A 15,909-nucleotide genomic window follows, 5' to 3' on the forward strand; every position below is an offset into this window, starting at 1 on the left:
AGCGTAGTCAAGCGGCCTTCATGTGCCTGCCGTAGGTGGTGTCGGGCCGGAACACCTTGTCGACCTGGCGGAGGTAGTGGCGCCGTCCGGCGGCCCCGATCAGCTCCTGGAGCGCCGTCGCCCCCGGCACCACCCGGCGGACCGTCTCGGCGGCGAAGTTGACTCCCGCCACCGCGACCACGGCCGCCTGCGCGATCGGATCGTCGGGCAGCTCCAGGAAGTCGGCGTTGGTCTTGCCCAGGAGAAGCCTGCTGATCGCGCCGTGCCCCGCGACCGACACGTGCGCGAGGACCTTGCCGAGCGCGCCCCTGCCCTCGCCGATGCCGGCGTGGGACTTCATGAGCGCCGCGGCGAGCCGCTTGGAGTCGTCGTCGGGGATGAACTCGGTGGTCGCGAGCAGCCACAGCAGCCGCCAGGCGTCCTCCTCGTCGGCCGGGAGGAGTTCCTCGTCGACGCCCATCAGCCAGCCGACGTAACGCCAAAGGTGCAGGATGTCGGCGCGCTCGCGGGCGCTGTAGCGGAGCCCGAGCAGCTGCGTGCCGAAGACGTAGACGAGAGAGAAGAGCAGGAGCGTGCCCGCGGTCTGGACCTGGTTGACCGGCTTGTCCCAAGCGGCGTAATCCCAGTCCTTGCGGCGATTCATGGCCGCGCGGACGTGCGCGTGCACCACCCGCACCCGCAACGCGGACTCGTACCCACGGCCACCGAGCACCAGCGCGCCCGGAGTCGTCACGTGGATCCACCAGGTCGCCGTCTCGACAAGGCGACGTGACGCCTTGTACTCGATCTCGCCGGTGCCGACGAGCGACTTCGTGGCACGCGACGCGAGATAACCGCCCATCAGCGAGACGTCGCCGAGCGGAAAAAGCCCGAGCAACCCGGCGCGCGTGATCGCCCGCGCCCCGCGGTCGAGGCGCTCCGGATCGACCCAGTACGGCGTCGCCTCTACGTTGCGGAAGAAGGCTTCGAGCTCCTCCGGCGGATCCTCGACGCTGTCGATGCCTTGCCGCAGCGCCTGTTCGAGCTTTCCTTGGGCGCCTTTCCGCAGCAACGGCACCAGCACGTCGGCCGCCGGGTCCTCCCGCTGCGCGAACTTCCGCAGCCGCGCCACCTGGCGCTCGTCACCCCTGATGTCGCCGTCGATGAACAGCCTCGACGCGACCCGGAACCCGCCTTGACGGAACAGTTCGGGGTCAGGCAGCTTCTCGCCCATCCGGATCACCTCCGAGGTAGACAACAAGTGTTGTCACTTTCGTCGGCGACGTCAAGGTGGGCGGGGTCTTGGCAAGAGGAGATCCGGACCATGTATGCTGGCCGAGCACTGCGGATGTAGTTCAATGGTAGAACATCAGCTTCCCAAGCTGAATACGCGGGTTCGATTCCCGTCATCCGCTCTCCTGCGAAAGCCCCAGGTCAGTGGATGTCCACTGAGGACTTGGGGCTTTTGTTTTGGAGTCCACCGTGGCCGCGACCCTCCCGGACGATCTCCGCGTCGACGTCCAAACGCTCTGGGACTACCACGACATGCGGCACGAACTCCGGCCCGCCGACGTCGGGATCGGACTCGGCAGCCACGACCTCGGCGTCGCGATGTTCACCGCGGAGCTGTTCCACGCCGGGACGTTCCCACTCATCGTCGTCACCGGCGCCAACGCGCCGACCACCGTCGAGCGCTTCCCGCGCGGTGAGGCGGTGCACTACCGCGAGCACGCGCTTGAACTGGGCGTGCCGGATGACGCGATCCTGATCGAGCCCGAAGCGCGGAACACCGGGGAGAACGTCACGCTCACGCGACGACTGCTGGAGTCTCGCGGCATTGAGGCCGGGTCGGTCGTTCTCGTCTCGCGGCCGTATCAGCAGCGGCGCGCCTATGCGACTTGCAAGAAGCTCTGGCCTGAGGTCGAGGTTAGGTGCGCTTCGCGGCCATTGCCGCTGGATGACTACATCGAGAGCATCGGCGATGTGGACCGGGTCATCAACATGCTTGTCGGTGACACACAACGGATCACCGTCTATGCCGAACGCGGTTTCGCCGTCCAGCAGGAAGTTCCGAGCAACGTCGTAGAAGCTTACGACCGCTTAGTCCGGGCTGGATTCAAAGAGCGTCTCCTGTGACAGACCACTTGGTTGACATAGAGCCATCTGCGACGTCACGAAGGTAGCTCTGTTCAGCATTGTGAAACGCCGCCCGAGATCACACATTGGGCGCACACCCCGACGACATGACACGTTTGCCCTGCCCCTCAGGTGCCCGCAGCTCAGGGCCATTCAGCATGATCACCAGAAGTAGTCCGAGCCGACAGGTTCGGGGACCCGTCCCCGAACGCCGCAGCTACCGTCCGGGTATGCGGGCAAAGTCGAGTGACAGCACCGCGGCCGTCTTGCTGACCGTCCTGGCGGGGTCGCTGCTCATCCCGCTGTTGCTGATGGGCGGGATCTTCCTCATCATCGGACTGAACACGGGCAGCGACCCGGGGGCGTACACCGTCATCTTCGCCAAGGCGGGTGACGAATGCGGCGCGAAGGGGCAATACCTCGACACGTCCACCGGCGAGCCGCTGCAATGCATGGGCCCTGGAGGGTTCCGGTCGGCCTCGCTCGAATTCCCCGGTTTTTCCCGTGAGCAGAACGACGACGTTCGCCGTTGGCTGACCACGTTGGCGGAGGACGGCGATCTGAGCGTCTTCGACCACCGTTCGGTCCAGGCCAAGATCGACGGGATCGCGGCCGGATTGCCGCCGGGGACGCGGGTGGAACCGGAATCCGGCTCGACGAAGATCTGGATCGGCGCGGCTTTGACAGCCATCGGGCTGTCGCTGTGTTCCGGCTTCGCTTGGCGGTGGTACCAGAACCGTCGGACCGGTTTTTGATTTCCCGCCGTTGTTACGGTGCAGGACATGGAGATCCGGGAGTACCGCGAAGACGACTGGGCGCAGGTCTGGCCGATCGTGCGCGAAGTCGTGCGCGCGGCGGACACGTACACCTACGACCCCGACCTCACCGAAGAAACCTCGCGAGGCCTTTGGGTCGACGAGCCGCCGAGTCGGACGGTGGTCGCGGTCGAGGACGGCCGGGTACTCGGCACGGCCAAGACGGGCCCGAACCGCGGCGGACCCGGATCGCATGTGGCGACGGCCAGTTTCATGGTGGACAAGGAAGTTCGCGGCAAGGGCGTCGGCAGTGCGCTGTGCGCGCACGTCTTGGATTGGGCCAGGGAACAGGGTTTCGCGGGCATGCAGTTCAACGCGGTCGCCGAGTCGAACGTGGCCGGGATCCGAGTCTACGAACGGCTCGGGTTCGCGATCGTCGGGACGGTGCCGGGCGCGTTCGAGCACCCGACGCTGGGGCGCATCGGGTTGCACGTCATGTACTGCGACTTCGGTCGAGGCTGAGGCGTCAGCCTTCGACGAGTTCCCACGGGTCGCCGGCGCTCGGCCGGTCGTACACCTGGCCGGGCGCGGCGCTCAGCACCAGCGCGACGTCCGGGTAAAGCGTGACGGCGTGCTCCATTTCGAGGGCTTCGACCTCGAAGTCCTCGTCCTCCGGCACCTGGAAACCGACGAGCAGCCAGCTGCCGTCGGCCTCGCGGACGACCTGGCGCACGGCGCGGGCCGGGGCGGCGGGGTCGGTGGAGATCTCGGCGAGTTCGGTGCTCACCTGGACTTCTTCCAGCGGCGAGCCCGGATGCGTCCACGCGGCGAGGCGGGCGGCGCGCACCAGGAGGTCTTCTTCGTCGTCATCCGAGTCGGCGACCGAGCTCAGCAGCCACGCGCGCCTCTCCGGGTCCCAGTCGGCGGCCATGCCTGTGGGGAGGCCGGCGAGCACGGTGAGTTCGGGGATGAGCTCCACCGCGTCCCGCAGGGGCAGCGCGCCGAACGCGTCGCGGTTGAGGTCCATGTCCTCGGAGAACTCGTTGCCGTCGCTGATGAACCAGTCACCGTCGTCGTCCAGCACGGCGAACGCGAGGTTCGACGGGTCCTCCACCAGCGACCGGGAGATGATGACCGGCGACTCCGGATCCTGACGCATCGGCCAGTTCTCGCTCGACATGCGGGCTCCCAACGGGGGTTGTCCGGCTGTGGGGCACCATCCCACCATCTCCGGCGTCATCGCCGCGCACCGGACCGGCGGAAGGCTATTCGCTGAGGTCGTACTCGTCGACGTCCAGCGCGGCGGCGGCTTCGGTGAGGAACGCGATCACCGCCGGTGACAAGTGCCAGCCGAATTCCTCGCCGCCGTCACGGTGGTGGAAGTAGCGCACCACCTGCAGTACCGCGCTCGCGCCTTCGTCCACCAGCTTCCGGATCCCCGGGCGGACCGGGGCGAGCCTGCCGATCAAGCCCTCGATCTGGTCGTCGACAGCGCCCGGCCCGCGATGCGTCACCTTCCAGGCGTGCATCCTCGGCAGCCGGTGTTCGGCGGACCTCGATCCCAGTACCTGGGCCTCGTCGGGCGCCATCCCGAGCCGCGCGGTGATCTCCCCGGCGGACACGGTTTCGCTCTTCAAGGCGAAGTAGCAGTACTGGTGGACCTTCATACGCCCGGCACCCTAGCTTTCGGGCAGGCTGACCAGGTGAAACGTGATCAATCGCTTATCGAACGTCTCGCGCGGGAGCGCAATGTCTGGCTGTGCACGCTCCGCCGGGACGATGCCGATCCGCGCGTCAGCCTCGCGCTGGAAGACGGCGACGCGCCCGCTGTCGCCGAAGGTCTGGCACACATCCATCGCGGGGCTTTGCGCGAAGACGTTCTCGCCGCGCTGGCGGCGAAGTACGACGGCTGGGCGGCAGGCGAGGAGATCGCGCCGTTCGGGGCCAGGGTGCTGCTGGAAGTGCCCGTTAAGCGGTGGCTGCTCCGGGGTGTCGCCCAATAGTCTGGAAAGTCCGATACCGATCTTGGGATGGACGATGCTGACCGGTGAACTGATCCGCTTACGGCCGCTGGAACCCGAGGACGCGGACACGCTCTGGCGCTGGCACAACGACCCGGAGGTCACGCGCTGGCTGACCACGGACCACCCGGAATCGCTCGCCCAGATCCGCGAACGCTTCGCCGAGCGGAAGCCCAACAGCTACGGCCGGGCGAGCTTCGCGATCGAGAGCCTCGCTGTCGGCACGCTGATCGGCACCTGCACCCTGCGCGACGCCACCCCGGAACAGGGCCGCGCCGAGCTCGACATCTATCTCGGCGAGAAGGACCACTGGGGCGGCGGCTACGGCACCGACGCCATGCGCACGCTCTGCCGCTACGGCTTCGACATGATGCGGCTGCACCTGATCGCGCTGTGGGTCGTGGTCGACAACGAGGCCGCGATCCACGTCTACAAGAAGCTCGGGTTCCAGGTGGACGGCAGGCATCGGCAGTCGTTCCGCGGCCAGAACGGCGAGTGGCACGACGAGTACCTGATGAGCTTGCTCGAAGGGGAACTTCTCTAGGCCTCCAGTCCTTTCGTGAGCCTGGCGGGTGCCTTCATCCGCCAGGCCTCCTCGATGAGCTCACGCAACTGCGCCTTCTCGACCTTCTCCAGGTCGACGAGGATCGCGCCGTAGCCGTCGTAATGCGGGGTGGTGAAGTACGCGGGGTCGCCGGAGGCCAGCAGGGCCTCCTTCTCCGCGTGCTCGCACAGCAGCATCAGCCCGCCCTCGGCCTCGGTGCGCAGGCGGGCGAAGTTCTTGCCCGCGACCTTGAGCGACGGTGTGCGGTACGAAGTGGACTCCTCGACCTCCGGGAGCCTGCCCGCCAGGTCCACGACTTCTTCCCAGGTCGTCATGGCGGCCATTGTGCCCTGGGTCACTGACAAAACCACCCCACAGACGTCATGAAAGGGTCGTTCAGGACGAAGAACGTCTTGAACGACCCTTTCATGACACTCGCAGGAGCTACGGCAGGGCGATGATCCGGTCCGCGGCCGGCGGAGCGACGCCGGGGTGCGCCCCGAAGTACGCGATCAGCGCGTCCAGGTCCACCGGACCACCGGACAGGTTGGTCCCCTTCGTGAACTCGGTGAAGCCGTCCCCGCCGGCGGCGAGGAAGTTGTTCACCGAGACGCGGTACGACGCCGCCGGGTCGATCGGCGCGCCGTTGAGCGTCAGGTCCGAGATGCGCGAACCCTGGGCCGCCGAAGCCGAGTACGAGTACTTCAGCGACTTCGAGATCTGCAGCGTGCGCACGATCCCGTTGGCCTGCCACTGCTGTTCGAGCACGTTCTTCAGGTTCGCCCCGGTGAGCGTGATCGTCTGCATGATGTTCGCGAACGGCTGCACGGCGAACGCCTCGCCGTAGGTCACGACGCCGTCGCCTTCGCCGGCGGGCGAGGACGCGTAGGTGAAGTCCGTGCGGATGCCGCCCGGGTTCGTCATGGCGATCTGCGCGCCGTTCGACTGCGTGGCTTCGAGCTGGGCGTCGGCGATGACGTCGCCCAGCGGGGACTCACCGGAGGGCGCGCCCTTGGCGTTCAGGTCCGCGGTGATGGTGCCGACGGCCTTGTTCGCGATCGGCGCGGCCTTGGCCTTGGCTTCGTCGATCAGCGTCTGCACGTCGCCGTCCGGGTCGACGTCGCGCGTGACGATCTCGTTGTGCGCCTTGGTCTCGCCACGCACGACGTCGCGGGTCCGGCGGTCGATCTTCAGGTCGACGACCGAAAGCAGACGGCCGAACGACGCGCCCTGGATCACCGGGCGCGGCTTGCCTTCGGGGTCGTTGATCACGCAGTTGTACTGCTGGTGGCTGTGCCCGGTGAAGATCGCGTCCACTTTGGACGTCACCTTCTGCGCGATGGCCGTCGCGGCACCCGGCTTGACCTTGCACTCGTCCGGACCGGCGGTCTCGGAGTTGTCGCCCTGGTGCAGCAGCACGACCTGCGCCTTGACGCCGAAGAGGTCGAGCAGCTTGGCGGTGCGGTCGATCGCCTGGACCTCTTCGCCGAACTTCAGGCCCTTGATCGCCTCCGGGGTGACGACCTGCGGCAGGTCCTTCAGCGTCGCTCCGATGACGCCGATCGGGACGCCGCCGGAGAACTCGATGCTGAACGGCAGCAACGCCGGGAAGCCGTTCTCGTAGTACACGTTGGACCCGAGGAACGGGAAGTTCGCGCCCTTGAAGGACTTCCGGAACTGGCAGCCGTCGGTCGGATGACAGCCGCCGTTCTGGATCCGGCGGAGTTCCTTGAGACCCTCGTCGAACTCGTGGTTGCCCACCACGGAGGCATCGACACCGAGCTGGTTCAGCAGCTCGACGGTCGGCTCGTCGTGGAACAGCGCCGAGATCACCGGCGACGCGCCGATGCTGTCACCGGCCGAAAGCACGACCGAGTTACGCGCTTCGCTCCGAAGCTTCTTCAGATGCGTCGCGAGGTACGCGGCACCACCCGCGTTGACCGTCCCGCCGCCGGGCAGCGTGACACGGCCGCTCGAACCGGACGGCGGTTCGAGGTTGCCGTGCAGGTCGTTGAACGTGATGATCCGGACGTCGGTGGTGGCCGGCGCGGCGGACGCGGGCGCGGCGACGGTGGCCAGCGCGGTCAGCGCGACGCCGGCGACGACGGCCAGCCGGGTAGAGAGCTTCATTCTTCCTCCGATTCGCGCCCGAACGTCCCCATCGGGCGCACGGCGGAGGAGTCTGCCTGGCGGATTTGACCTTCACCAGAGGAAAAAGCAGGACGATAGGCAAACGTCACATGTCGCGCGAACCGTTCAGAAGGACCCGCGCCACGACCTCGGGCTCGTCGTTCATCGGCACGTGGCCGCAGCCGCGCAGCACCAGCAGCTCGGCCTTCGGCGCGATCCGGCGCAGCTCGGCGGCCTTCGGGCGGGCGAGGATGCGGTCGCGTTCCGCCCACGCGATGGTCACCGGCACGTCCTTGACGACGCCGTCGAACCGGAAACCGCCGCGGGCCTGCTCCAGCGTCGGCCGGAAACCAGGACAGCCCGCGAGCGCCCGGATGTCCTCCATGACGACCTGCGAGGTCAGCCGGTCCGGGCGGCCGACGATCATCCCGGTCAGCATCGACCGGCCCGCCGGTGTCGCGGCGAGACGGCGCGCGGTGCGCTCGGGCATCCGCTCGGCGAGGAGGCGATGGGTACGCAGCATGCTCAGCGCGTACCGCTGCTGGCGCGGCGTCCACAGCCCGGCCGGGGACAGCGCCGTCACGCTGCGGACGAGGCCCGCTTCGCCGAGCGCGAGCGAGAGCAGTCCGCCGAGCGAGTTGCCCGCGACGTGCGGCTTGCCGAGGCCGTGTTCGCTGAAGAACTTCCCGAACATCTCGACGGCGGCCTCGACGCCGTAGCCGCCGGAGTGCGGCGCCGATTCGCCGAACCCGGGCAGGTCGACGGTGACGACGTCACGGTGCGAAGTGAGCAGCGGGAGCACAGGTGACCAGGCCTGACGGCGGTGACCGACCCCGTGGATCAGCACCAGCGGCTCGCCCTTGCCCGCGCGGTCGAAGACGACGTTGTCCATCCCGCGAGGCTAAGCCACTTACCTGCTACCGTCGGTAACAGGTAAGTAAAGACGCTCGCGCCGCCGGGTGACGTCGTTCGGCATCGGCTCCAGTTCGCCCGTCGCGATGAACCCGAGCTTCAGGTACAGCCGCCGCGCCCGGTCGTTGTCCTCCGCGACGTGCAGCCACACTTCGCGCGCGCCGTCGTCCTCGGCGGCCGACCGCACCTCGCCCATCAGCTTCGTGCCCAGCCCTTGACCACGGGCTTCGGACGCGACCCACATCGAATAGAGGATCCAGCCGTCTTCGCGGGCCCGCCCGGCGACGAGCCCCACCGGACGGCCGTCGTCGAAGGCGGCGAACCAGGCGTCCGCGGCCAGCCGCGCGAGCCACTCTTCGTCGGACTGCGCCCGTTCGGCCGCGGCGATCGAGCCGTAGTTCTCGGGGGTGTCCGTCAGGGCACGCAGGCGAATCTCACGGAAGACGTCGAGGTCATCGGGGGTCAGCCGTCGAACGAGCAGCATCCCGGCAGAATCCCACGTCCACCGGCGGATCGGGGAACGAATATCGCCGATCGGCCAAGATCGGGATCAGCCGCTTGGCCGATCCGGCGCCGTCCGCCGCGGCCCTTCGACCGAAGTGGCGGGTCCCCCGGGATCCATAACGTTCCTGTCATGACGAACGCACAGGTCACCGCCCTGCAGTACGGCTTGGTCGGCTTCTTCGCGCTCTGGGCGACGGTGCTGATCCCGCAGCTGATCATCCTGCACGCGCGGCACGGCCAGGTGCGCCTTCGTCCCGTCCTGACCATGGCCGCCGTGCTGCTCTACGCCACGATGACCCTGGCGGTGACCTTCCTGCCGCTGCCCGGCCCCGGCGTCAACCGGCTGAGCCAGACCGTGCAGCTGCACCCGTTCCAGTGGATCACCGACATCCACACCGAACTGCTCAAGCACGGGCTGCCGATGGCCGACTGGTTCACCACCCAGACCTTCCAGCAGGCCACCATGAACGTGCTGCTGTTCGTGCCGCTCGGCTTCTTCGCCAGGACGCTGTGGAAGCGCGGCCTCATCGGCACGACGCTGATCGGCCTCGCCGCTTCGCTGCTGATCGAGAGCACGCAGCTGACCGCGAACTTCGGCACCGCGCCCTACGTCTACCGGATCTTCGACGTCGACGACCTGCTCAACAACACCGGTGGCGCGATGCTCGGCTGGATCGCCGGAGCCCTGCTGCTCAGCCTCGTGCGGAAGCCCGTTCCTTCAGCGATCGAGCTTCAGCCGCTCGGCCGCGAGCGGATCGACCTCGCCCAGGTCCGCTAGCCTCGCCCGCCGACGCTGGGCCGCGCGCCGCGCGGCCCGCCGGTCTTCCGCGACCACCAGCACGGTGGCCACGACGAAGATCAACGCGACCAAGCCGAGGATGAGCGAGAGCTGCAAAACGCCTCCTCGAAGACAGCCTTGTGTGCGAGATCACAAACAGTACGCAGGTCCTGGTGACTTGGCCACCCCTTGCGACGAAAGTGGGTGTCTTGGATCACGCGGGGACGGCCGCGAACCACGTCCGGTCTCCGGTACACCAGCGTTCGAAAACCAGACCGGCCCCGGCGAGTGCGGCGTTCAGCGCCGGGAGTCCGAGCCGTCGGCAGGTGAAAGCCTGGGTCCAGCACCGGTCGCCCGCCGAGTAGCGGACGACGGCCGACAGCAGGTCACCGTCGCGGACGACCTGGCCGAGCAGGACGTCGACCTCGCCGATCCGGCCCCCTTGGTCGTCCCGGACCGACTCGAACCACTCCGGCGGATGCCATTCGACGAGCACCCGCCCGCCGGGCGCGACATGCGCGCGAGCGGTGCTCAAGAAGGCTTGGCGGTCGGCCTCGGCGGCGGTGTTGACCAGGTGGCTGCCGAGCAGCACCGCGTCGAAGACCCGGCCGAGCCGCAGGTCTTCGATCTTCGAACACACCGTCTCGGCACTGACCTGGGCGAGCATCTCCGGCGAGTCGTCCACCGCGACCACCGGATGCCCCAGCTCCAGCAGCGCGTGCGTGACCCGGCCGGCGCCGCTGCCGAGCTCCAGGATCGAGGTGCCCTCCGGGACCGCCGCGTGCACGATCCCGGCCTCGCCGTCGGACGGCAGCAGCCGGTAGACCTCCACCGGACAGCCGTCGGCCGTGAACGCCCCCTGATCCATACCCGCCAGCGTGCCGGAAACTGACCGGGTGACGACGAAACCGACCAAGGACGAGCTGGCCGCCGCCTACGGCAAAACCCTCGACGACGTCATCGCGCCGGACCTGGACGTGCTGTTCTGCGGGATCAACCCCGGTCTCTACTCCGGCGCCCTCGGCCTGCACTTCGCCCGTCCGGGGAACCGGTTCTGGCCCGCGCTGTATCGCGGCGGGTTCACCCCGCGCCTGTTCGATCCGAGCGAGCAGGACGAGCTGCTCGGCCTCGGCCTCGGCATCACCAACGTCGTCGCGCGGACGACGGCGCGGGCCGACGAGCTGACGCCGGACGAGTTCCGCGAAGGCGGGCGGCTCCTCACGGCGAGGGTCGCCGAATATCGGCCACGGTGGCTGGCCGTCGTCGGGATCACGGCGTACCGGACCGCGTTCGGCCAGCCGAAGGCGAAGATCGGCCCGCAGGAGGGCGACATCGCCGGCGCGCGAGTCTGGGTTCTGCCGAATCCGAGCGGGCTGAACGCGCATTGGACGCCCTCGGCGCTCGGGGACGAATTCGGCCGCCTTCACGCCGAAGTCCACTCTGAGTAGCGACCGCGCCAAGATCCTCCACTGGCGCGCTCATTCGAGCAAGGGATCCCCCACCAGCCTATACGCAGAGTTTGCTGCGACGAGGCGATACATCTATGAGGGGGATACCGCGTCACGCCCGCCGACCTACTGACTCGTAATAGTTACGAGGTGTCATCTCTGTCCGGTCCCGCAGGGGGGACCGGTTGACGAGGGTGACCACGCCGGGGGGCCGTGGTCACCGAATGGACTTCCGAGTCCTCTCTTCCGGAGATGACGGGCAGGAAAACGGAGGGGTCCGTAATGCGAGGCATCGAGCCGAACCGAACGCAGACCGGCAGGCCAGGCGGACTGTCACCAGGCGGACGAGGCCTCGGCGTGGCCGCCGTCGATCCGATCCCGATCTTCTGCGAGGGCCTGAGCTCACTGGTCCACCGCACGCCGGGGTTGCAGTGGCTCGGGCACGCGGCGAGCCATCACGCCGCGCTCCAGCTGTGCGAACAGCTCAAACCGGACGTCATCGTGCTGGATTCGGCGCTCGACCCGAACTGTCACCTGTCCCGGCTGCTCAGCGCCGGGGATCCGGCGCTGGTCATCATCACGATGGTCAGGGACACCAACCGCACGCAGCAGTACCTCGCGGCGGCGATCGCGGCCGGAGTGCACGCGATCGTGCCGCGGGCGACCGACGGGCGGCATCTGACCGAGGCGATCCGGCGCGCGCACAGCGACCGCCGCTACATCGACCCGACGCTGGCGGCGCTGACGGCGCGGCCGAAACGCCAGCCTGTGCTCCCGAAGCCGGGCGACGCCCCCAAGCCGGCGACCGCGCGCGGCCTGATGCCGCTGTCCCGCCGCGAGTACCAGGTCCTCCAGCTGGTCGCCGAGGGGCTGGAGAACTCCGGGATCGCGAAGATCCTGTTCCTGTCCGTGGAGACCGTGCGGACGCACGTCAAGAGCATCTTGCGGAAGCTTTCGGCACGCGACCGGACGCACGCCGTGACGATCGCGTTCCGGTCCGGCATCCTGGTCACACATCCGGACGACGCGCACAGCCCGGCGGACGCCCCGGCCGCCACTTCGATCGCGCCGTCACCGCGCTGAACCCGCCCTGCCGAAGGCTCCGCTATCGCGGTGGCAGGGCGCCTTGTCCACTACCGTGACGTGGAAGACCCGGCCGCGCCCTGCCGACGTCGATCGCGGTCGCGGGTTCCTCAACGGTGCTGAGACCCCCCATATTGCTGATTTACACATCACAACAGTGGCCATTCACTTGCCGCCGGTTACCCACAGGTAATATCCTGAAGTTACCGGCGAGTAGGGGACGTGTGCCCGGCCGGGGAGCCGAACACATTGGAGTGACGAAATGGGCCACTACAAGAGCAACGTCCGAGACCTGGAGTTCAACCTCTTCGAGGTCCTCGGCGTGCAGGACCGCCTCGGCAAGGGCGTCCTCGCGGAATCCGACGAGGAGACCGCCCGCGGCGTGCTGACAGAGCTGAACAAGCTCGCTTCCGGTCCCCTCGCCGACTCGTACGCCGACGCGGACCGCAACCCGCCGGTATACGACCCGAAGACCTTCTCGGTGAAGATCCCCGAGTCGTTCAAGAAGAGCTACCAGGCGCTGATGGACGGCGAGTGGTGGCGGCTCGGCCTGCCGAACGAGCTGGGCGGCTTCGGTCTGCCCCCGACCGTGCAGTGGGCCGCGGCCGAGCTGATCCTCGGCGCCAACGCGCCGCTGTTCATGTACATGGCGGGCCCGAGCTTCGCCGGGATCGTCGACAAGAACGGCACCGAAGAGCAGAAGCACTGGGCGCAGCTCATGATCGACCGCGCCTGGGGCGCGACGATGGTGCTCACCGAGCCCGACGCCGGTTCCGACGTCGGCGCCGGCCGCACCAAGGCCGTCCCGCAGGAGGACGGTTCCTGGCACATCGACGGCGTGAAGCGGTTCATCACGTCCGGCGAGCACGACATGAGCGAAAACATCATGCACCTCGTACTGGCCCGTCCCGAGGGCGCCGGCATCGAGACCAAGGCCGGCACCAAGGGCCTGTCGCTGTTCCTCGTGCCGAAGTTCCACTTCGACGGCAAGACCGGTGAGCTGGGCGAGCGCAACGGCGCCTTCGTCACCGGTGTCGAGCACAAGATGGGCATCAAGGCCTCGACCACGTGTGAGCTGACTTTCGGCCAGCACGGCACCCCCGCCAAGGGCTGGCTGCTCGGCGAGGTGCACGACGGCATCGCGCAGATGTTCCAGGTCATCGAGTACGCCCGCATGATGGTCGGCACGAAGGCCATCGCGACGCTGTCGACCGGTTACCTCAACGCGCTCGAGTACGCCAAGGAGCGCGTGCAGGGCGCCGACCTGCCGAACATGCTGAACAAGGCCGCGCCGCGCGTCACCATCACCCACCACCCGGACGTCCGCCGCTCGCTGATGCTGCAGAAGGCGTACGCCGAGGGCCTGCGTTCGGTGTACCTCTACACCGCGACGTTCCAAGACCAGGTGTGGACCGGCGAGGGCGACGAGGCCTCGCAGAAGATCGCGCACGGCGTCAACGACCTGCTGCTGCCGATCGTCAAGGGCGTCGGCTCCGAGCGCGCGACCGAGCAGCTCGTGCAGTCGCTGCAGACCCTCGGCGGGTCCGGCTTCCTGCAGGACTACCCGGTCGAGCAGTACATCCGTGACGCGAAGATCGACTCGCTGTACGAAGGCACCACGGCCATCCAGTCGCTGGACTTCTTCTTCCGCAAGATCGTCCGCGACAAGGGCGCTTCGCTGGCCTACGTCGCCGGGGAGATCACGAAGACCATCGAGTCGGAGATCGGCAACGGGCGGCTCAAGAACGAGCGCGGTCTGCTCAAGCAGGCGCTCGAAGACACCCAGGGCATGCTCGGCTCGCTGATCGGCTACCTGACCTCGTCGCAGGAAGACCCGCAGAACATCAACAAGGTCGGCCAGCACACGGTCCGCCTGCTGATGTCGGTCGGCGACCTGCTCATCGGCTGGCGGCTCATCAGGCACGCCGAGGTCGCCATCGGCAAGCTCGACGCGGGCGCGTCGGCGAAGGACACCCCGTTCTACGAGGGCAAGATCGCCGTGGCGTCGTTCTTCGCGAAGAGCGTGCTGCCGGAGCTGACGTCGCGCCGCGCGATCGTCGAGGCCGCGGACAACAGCCTCATGGAAATCTCCGAAGCCGCGTTCTAAACGGTTTCGTGACGAAGAGCCCTCTCCCATGCGGAGGGGGCTCTTCGCGTTTCGAGGGGGTTATCCGGGGTATCTCCGAGCTGAGTCCGCCCCTCGGCGGACACCTCGGCAAAGGAGTCTCTCAATGACAGTCACCGGCATCATCATGGCGATCGTGGTCGGTCTGATCCTCGGGGTGCTCGGTAGATTCTTCGCCCCCGGCAAGCAGTCCATCCCGATCTGGCTGACGATCGTCGTCGGTATCGTCGCCGCCTTCGTCGGCACCGCGATCGCCCGCGGGCTCGGCTACGCGGACACCAAGGGCTTCGACTGGCTCGAACTGATCACCCAGATCGTCATCGCCGGCATCGGGGTCACCCTGGCCGCGAACCTCTACGGACGCCGGGGTGTCACCCGGTAAGGGGTATCGAGGCGCGATGCGACCCGATTGGTGTCACCGTTGGGCGCAACTGATTCTCCAGCGAAGGAGGAACCATGTTGGGTGGCCTTTGGGGCATCATCACCACGATCGTCGTCGGGCTGATCCTCGGCGTGATCGGCCGCATGCTCGCGTCCGGTGATCAGAAGATCCCGATGTGGCTGACGATCGTGGTCGGCATCATCGCCGCTTTCATCGGCAACTGGCTGGCCGGGGTGTTCGGTGTCCGTGACACCCCGGGCATCGACTGGATCCGGCACGCCTTCCAGGTCGGCGCGGCCATCGTCGGCGTCATCGCCGCGGCCGCCATCTACGCGAAGGTCAAGGGCGGCGGACACCGGGCCGTCAGCTGACCGAGGGCTACGGTCGGCCCCTGTGACCACTCGACTCGAACTCAGTGGCCAGGGGCTGACCTCCCTGCGCGACCTCCCTCTCCCCGCTTCGCTCGAATACCTCGACCTGTACGACAACCGGCTGACGTCGGTTCCCGACGAGCTCTGGTCGCTCTCCGGGCTCCGGGTGCTGAATCTGGCCACCAACCGGCTGACGTCCGTCTCGCCGTCGATCGGCGCTCTGCGACAGCTGCACACGCTGGATCTGGGGCACAACGAACTCACGGCCCTGCCGGACGAGCTCGGCGAGCTTTCCGGGCTGACGGAATACCTCTACGTGAGCGACAACCGGCTGACCGAGTTCCCCGCCGCGCTGTGCTCGCTCGGACGGCTGAAGTACCTGGGGTGTACGGACAACCGCATCTCCACGCTGCCGGAAGACCTGTCCGGGCTGGCCTCGCTGCGCGAATTTCGCTTGTACGGCAACGGGTTGACCTCCGTGCCGGAGTCGCTGGGGACGCTTTCCTCGTTGCGCGAGCTGCATCTGCGGAAGAACCGGCTGACGTCCTTGCCGTCCGCACTGGGGGAACTGAGCGAGCTGCGTCAGCTCGACCTGCGCGAGAACCTGCTCACCTCGCTGCCGGAATCGATCGCCCGGCTGTCCAAATTGGACAAACTGGATCTGCGATGGAACAAGGACTTCCGGGAGCCGTCGTGGCTCGCGGACTTCGAAGCGCGCGGCTGCATGGTGCTGCGGTGAAG

At 67.7% G+C, this 15,909-nt stretch carries 21 protein-coding genes and 1 tRNA gene; 13 read left to right on the forward strand and 9 right to left on the reverse strand.

What is annotated here, in order from left to right:
- Positions 1 to 7: 7 nt before the first annotated feature.
- Positions 8 to 1,213 (reverse strand): oxygenase MpaB family protein, encoded by a 1,206-nt coding sequence (locus ACZ6YV_RS02970; protein ID WP_465508037.1) that lies wholly within the window; start codon positions 1,211 to 1,213, stop codon positions 8 to 10.
- A 110-nt stretch (positions 1,214 to 1,323) separates the two neighbouring features.
- Here ACZ6YV_RS02970 and ACZ6YV_RS02975 point away from each other — a divergent pair.
- The 4 genes from ACZ6YV_RS02975 to ACZ6YV_RS02990 all read left to right on the forward strand — a co-directional run bounded on the left by ACZ6YV_RS02975 (position 1,324) and on the right by ACZ6YV_RS02990 (position 3,392).
- Positions 1,324 to 1,394, forward strand: a tRNA-Gly gene (locus ACZ6YV_RS02975).
- 130 nt (positions 1,395 to 1,524) lie between these two features.
- Positions 1,525 to 2,115, forward strand: coding sequence for a YdcF family protein (locus ACZ6YV_RS02980; protein ID WP_465508516.1), 591 nt, complete (start codon positions 1,525 to 1,527; stop codon positions 2,113 to 2,115).
- 230 nt (positions 2,116 to 2,345) lie between these two features.
- Entirely contained in the window at positions 2,346 to 2,870 is a 525-nt protein-coding gene (locus ACZ6YV_RS02985; RefSeq protein ID WP_465508038.1) for a hypothetical protein, read from the forward strand.
- A 27-nt stretch (positions 2,871 to 2,897) separates the two neighbouring features.
- Positions 2,898 to 3,392, forward strand: a complete 495-nt coding sequence (locus ACZ6YV_RS02990; RefSeq protein WP_465508039.1) for a GNAT family N-acetyltransferase — start codon at positions 2,898 to 2,900, stop codon at positions 3,390 to 3,392.
- A 4-nt stretch (positions 3,393 to 3,396) separates the two neighbouring features.
- Here ACZ6YV_RS02990 and ACZ6YV_RS02995 read toward each other — a convergent pair whose 3' ends face one another.
- Together ACZ6YV_RS02995 and ACZ6YV_RS03000 are read right to left on the reverse strand one after the other, a co-directional pair.
- On the reverse strand, positions 3,397 to 4,050 hold the full coding sequence (locus ACZ6YV_RS02995; protein WP_378236762.1) for a hypothetical protein: 654 nt from the start codon (positions 4,048 to 4,050) through the stop codon (positions 3,397 to 3,399).
- A gap of 85 nt (positions 4,051 to 4,135) precedes the next feature.
- Positions 4,136 to 4,537, reverse strand: a complete 402-nt coding sequence (locus ACZ6YV_RS03000; RefSeq protein WP_465508040.1) for a DUF4279 domain-containing protein — start codon at positions 4,535 to 4,537, stop codon at positions 4,136 to 4,138.
- Positions 4,538 to 4,573: 36 nt separating this feature from the next.
- On the opposite strand from ACZ6YV_RS03000, the gene ACZ6YV_RS03005 reads away from it, so the two are divergent.
- Together ACZ6YV_RS03005 and ACZ6YV_RS03010 are read left to right on the forward strand one after the other, a co-directional pair.
- A complete protein-coding gene (locus ACZ6YV_RS03005; RefSeq protein ID WP_465508041.1) occupies positions 4,574 to 4,873 on the forward strand; it encodes a pyridoxamine 5'-phosphate oxidase family protein in 300 nt (99 codons plus the stop codon).
- Between the two features lie 34 nt (positions 4,874 to 4,907).
- On the forward strand, positions 4,908 to 5,435 hold the full coding sequence (locus tag ACZ6YV_RS03010; RefSeq protein WP_465508042.1) for a GNAT family N-acetyltransferase: 528 nt from the start codon (positions 4,908 to 4,910) through the stop codon (positions 5,433 to 5,435).
- Here the strand turns inward: ACZ6YV_RS03010 and ACZ6YV_RS03015 are convergent.
- The 4 genes from ACZ6YV_RS03015 to ACZ6YV_RS03030 form a co-directional block, all read right to left on the reverse strand.
- Positions 5,432 to 5,770: an MmcQ/YjbR family DNA-binding protein gene (locus ACZ6YV_RS03015; RefSeq protein WP_378236757.1), complete on the reverse strand. Its 339-nt coding sequence runs from the start codon at positions 5,768 to 5,770 to the stop codon at positions 5,432 to 5,434. The two genes, ACZ6YV_RS03010 and ACZ6YV_RS03015, sit on opposite strands and share 4 nt — an antisense overlap.
- 109 nt (positions 5,771 to 5,879) lie before the next feature.
- The gene (locus tag ACZ6YV_RS03020; RefSeq protein WP_465508043.1) at positions 5,880 to 7,565 is read right to left on the reverse strand and encodes a bifunctional metallophosphatase/5'-nucleotidase; all 1,686 of its coding nucleotides are present in this window, start codon (positions 7,563 to 7,565) and stop codon (positions 5,880 to 5,882) included.
- Between the two features lie 106 nt (positions 7,566 to 7,671).
- On the reverse strand, positions 7,672 to 8,457 hold the full coding sequence (locus ACZ6YV_RS03025) for an alpha/beta fold hydrolase (protein ID WP_465508044.1): 786 nt from the start codon (positions 8,455 to 8,457) through the stop codon (positions 7,672 to 7,674).
- Between the two features lie 18 nt (positions 8,458 to 8,475).
- A complete protein-coding gene (locus tag ACZ6YV_RS03030; protein ID WP_465508045.1) occupies positions 8,476 to 8,961 on the reverse strand; it encodes a GNAT family N-acetyltransferase in 486 nt (161 codons plus the stop codon).
- A 150-nt stretch (positions 8,962 to 9,111) separates the two neighbouring features.
- Between ACZ6YV_RS03030 and ACZ6YV_RS03035 the strand changes: the two genes are divergently transcribed.
- On the forward strand, positions 9,112 to 9,759 hold the full coding sequence (locus ACZ6YV_RS03035; protein WP_465508046.1) for a VanZ family protein: 648 nt from the start codon (positions 9,112 to 9,114) through the stop codon (positions 9,757 to 9,759).
- On the opposite strand, the gene ACZ6YV_RS03040 is transcribed toward ACZ6YV_RS03035, so the two are convergent.
- Entirely contained in the window at positions 9,700 to 9,876 is a 177-nt protein-coding gene (locus ACZ6YV_RS03040) for a hypothetical protein (protein WP_465508047.1), read from the reverse strand. The two genes, ACZ6YV_RS03035 and ACZ6YV_RS03040, sit on opposite strands and share 60 nt — an antisense overlap.
- Positions 9,877 to 9,973: 97 nt before the next feature.
- Positions 9,974 to 10,627, reverse strand: a complete 654-nt coding sequence (locus ACZ6YV_RS03045; protein ID WP_465508048.1) for a class I SAM-dependent methyltransferase — start codon at positions 10,625 to 10,627, stop codon at positions 9,974 to 9,976.
- Between the two features lie 28 nt (positions 10,628 to 10,655).
- On the opposite strand from ACZ6YV_RS03045, the gene mug reads away from it, so the two are divergent.
- From mug to ACZ6YV_RS03075, 6 genes are all read left to right on the forward strand, one after another.
- Complete coding sequence (mug, locus tag ACZ6YV_RS03050) at positions 10,656 to 11,207, forward strand: G/U mismatch-specific DNA glycosylase (RefSeq protein ID WP_465508049.1); 552 nt, start codon at positions 10,656 to 10,658, stop codon at positions 11,205 to 11,207.
- A gap of 282 nt (positions 11,208 to 11,489) precedes the next feature.
- Positions 11,490 to 12,290 (forward strand): response regulator transcription factor, encoded by an 801-nt coding sequence (locus tag ACZ6YV_RS03055; protein ID WP_378236749.1) that lies wholly within the window; start codon positions 11,490 to 11,492, stop codon positions 12,288 to 12,290.
- Positions 12,291 to 12,552: 262 nt separating this feature from the next.
- Positions 12,553 to 14,397 (forward strand): acyl-CoA dehydrogenase, encoded by a 1,845-nt coding sequence (locus tag ACZ6YV_RS03060; protein WP_465508050.1) that lies wholly within the window; start codon positions 12,553 to 12,555, stop codon positions 14,395 to 14,397.
- A gap of 124 nt (positions 14,398 to 14,521) precedes the next feature.
- Positions 14,522 to 14,797: a GlsB/YeaQ/YmgE family stress response membrane protein gene (locus ACZ6YV_RS03065; protein WP_378236747.1), complete on the forward strand. Its 276-nt coding sequence runs from the start codon at positions 14,522 to 14,524 to the stop codon at positions 14,795 to 14,797.
- Between the two features lie 74 nt (positions 14,798 to 14,871).
- The gene (locus ACZ6YV_RS03070; protein ID WP_465508051.1) at positions 14,872 to 15,168 is read left to right on the forward strand and encodes a GlsB/YeaQ/YmgE family stress response membrane protein; all 297 of its coding nucleotides are present in this window, start codon (positions 14,872 to 14,874) and stop codon (positions 15,166 to 15,168) included.
- 22 nt (positions 15,169 to 15,190) lie between these two features.
- Entirely contained in the window at positions 15,191 to 15,907 is a 717-nt protein-coding gene (locus ACZ6YV_RS03075; protein ID WP_465508052.1) for a leucine-rich repeat domain-containing protein, read from the forward strand.
- The last annotated feature ends 2 nt before the right edge of the window (positions 15,908 to 15,909 follow it).

This window comes from Amycolatopsis sp. NPDC102522 (genome assembly GCF_055584485.1).

Bases quoted from the DNA above. Each gene is read 5' to 3' on its own strand.
- ACZ6YV_RS03000 (WP_465508040.1), bottom strand. From the start codon at position 4,537: ATGAAGGTCCACCAGTACTGCTACTTCGCCTTGAAGAGCGAAACCGTG.
- ACZ6YV_RS03070 (WP_465508051.1), top strand. From the start codon at position 14,872: ATGTTGGGTGGCCTTTGGGGCATCATCACCACGATCGTCGTCGGGCTG.
- ACZ6YV_RS03010 (WP_465508042.1), top strand. From the start codon at position 4,908: ATGCTGACCGGTGAACTGATCCGCTTACGGCCGCTGGAACCCGAGGAC.
- ACZ6YV_RS02995 (WP_378236762.1), bottom strand. From the start codon at position 4,050: ATGTCGAGCGAGAACTGGCCGATGCGTCAGGATCCGGAGTCGCCGGTC.
- ACZ6YV_RS03015 (WP_378236757.1), bottom strand. From the start codon at position 5,770: ATGACGACCTGGGAAGAAGTCGTGGACCTGGCGGGCAGGCTCCCGGAG.
- ACZ6YV_RS02970 (WP_465508037.1), bottom strand. From the start codon at position 1,213: ATGGGCGAGAAGCTGCCTGACCCCGAACTGTTCCGTCAAGGCGGGTTC.
- ACZ6YV_RS02980 (WP_465508516.1), top strand. From the start codon at position 1,525: ATGCGGCACGAACTCCGGCCCGCCGACGTCGGGATCGGACTCGGCAGC.
- ACZ6YV_RS03060 (WP_465508050.1), top strand. From the start codon at position 12,553: ATGGGCCACTACAAGAGCAACGTCCGAGACCTGGAGTTCAACCTCTTC.
- ACZ6YV_RS03020 (WP_465508043.1), bottom strand. From the start codon at position 7,565: ATGAAGCTCTCTACCCGGCTGGCCGTCGTCGCCGGCGTCGCGCTGACC.
- ACZ6YV_RS03030 (WP_465508045.1), bottom strand. From the start codon at position 8,961: ATGCTGCTCGTTCGACGGCTGACCCCCGATGACCTCGACGTCTTCCGT.
- ACZ6YV_RS03055 (WP_378236749.1), top strand. From the start codon at position 11,490: ATGCGAGGCATCGAGCCGAACCGAACGCAGACCGGCAGGCCAGGCGGA.
- ACZ6YV_RS02990 (WP_465508039.1), top strand. From the start codon at position 2,898: ATGGAGATCCGGGAGTACCGCGAAGACGACTGGGCGCAGGTCTGGCCG.
- ACZ6YV_RS02985 (WP_465508038.1), top strand. From the start codon at position 2,346: ATGCGGGCAAAGTCGAGTGACAGCACCGCGGCCGTCTTGCTGACCGTC.
- ACZ6YV_RS03035 (WP_465508046.1), top strand. From the start codon at position 9,112: ATGACGAACGCACAGGTCACCGCCCTGCAGTACGGCTTGGTCGGCTTC.
- ACZ6YV_RS03065 (WP_378236747.1), top strand. From the start codon at position 14,522: ATGACAGTCACCGGCATCATCATGGCGATCGTGGTCGGTCTGATCCTC.
- ACZ6YV_RS03025 (WP_465508044.1), bottom strand. From the start codon at position 8,457: ATGGACAACGTCGTCTTCGACCGCGCGGGCAAGGGCGAGCCGCTGGTG.
- ACZ6YV_RS03045 (WP_465508048.1), bottom strand. From the start codon at position 10,627: ATGGATCAGGGGGCGTTCACGGCCGACGGCTGTCCGGTGGAGGTCTAC.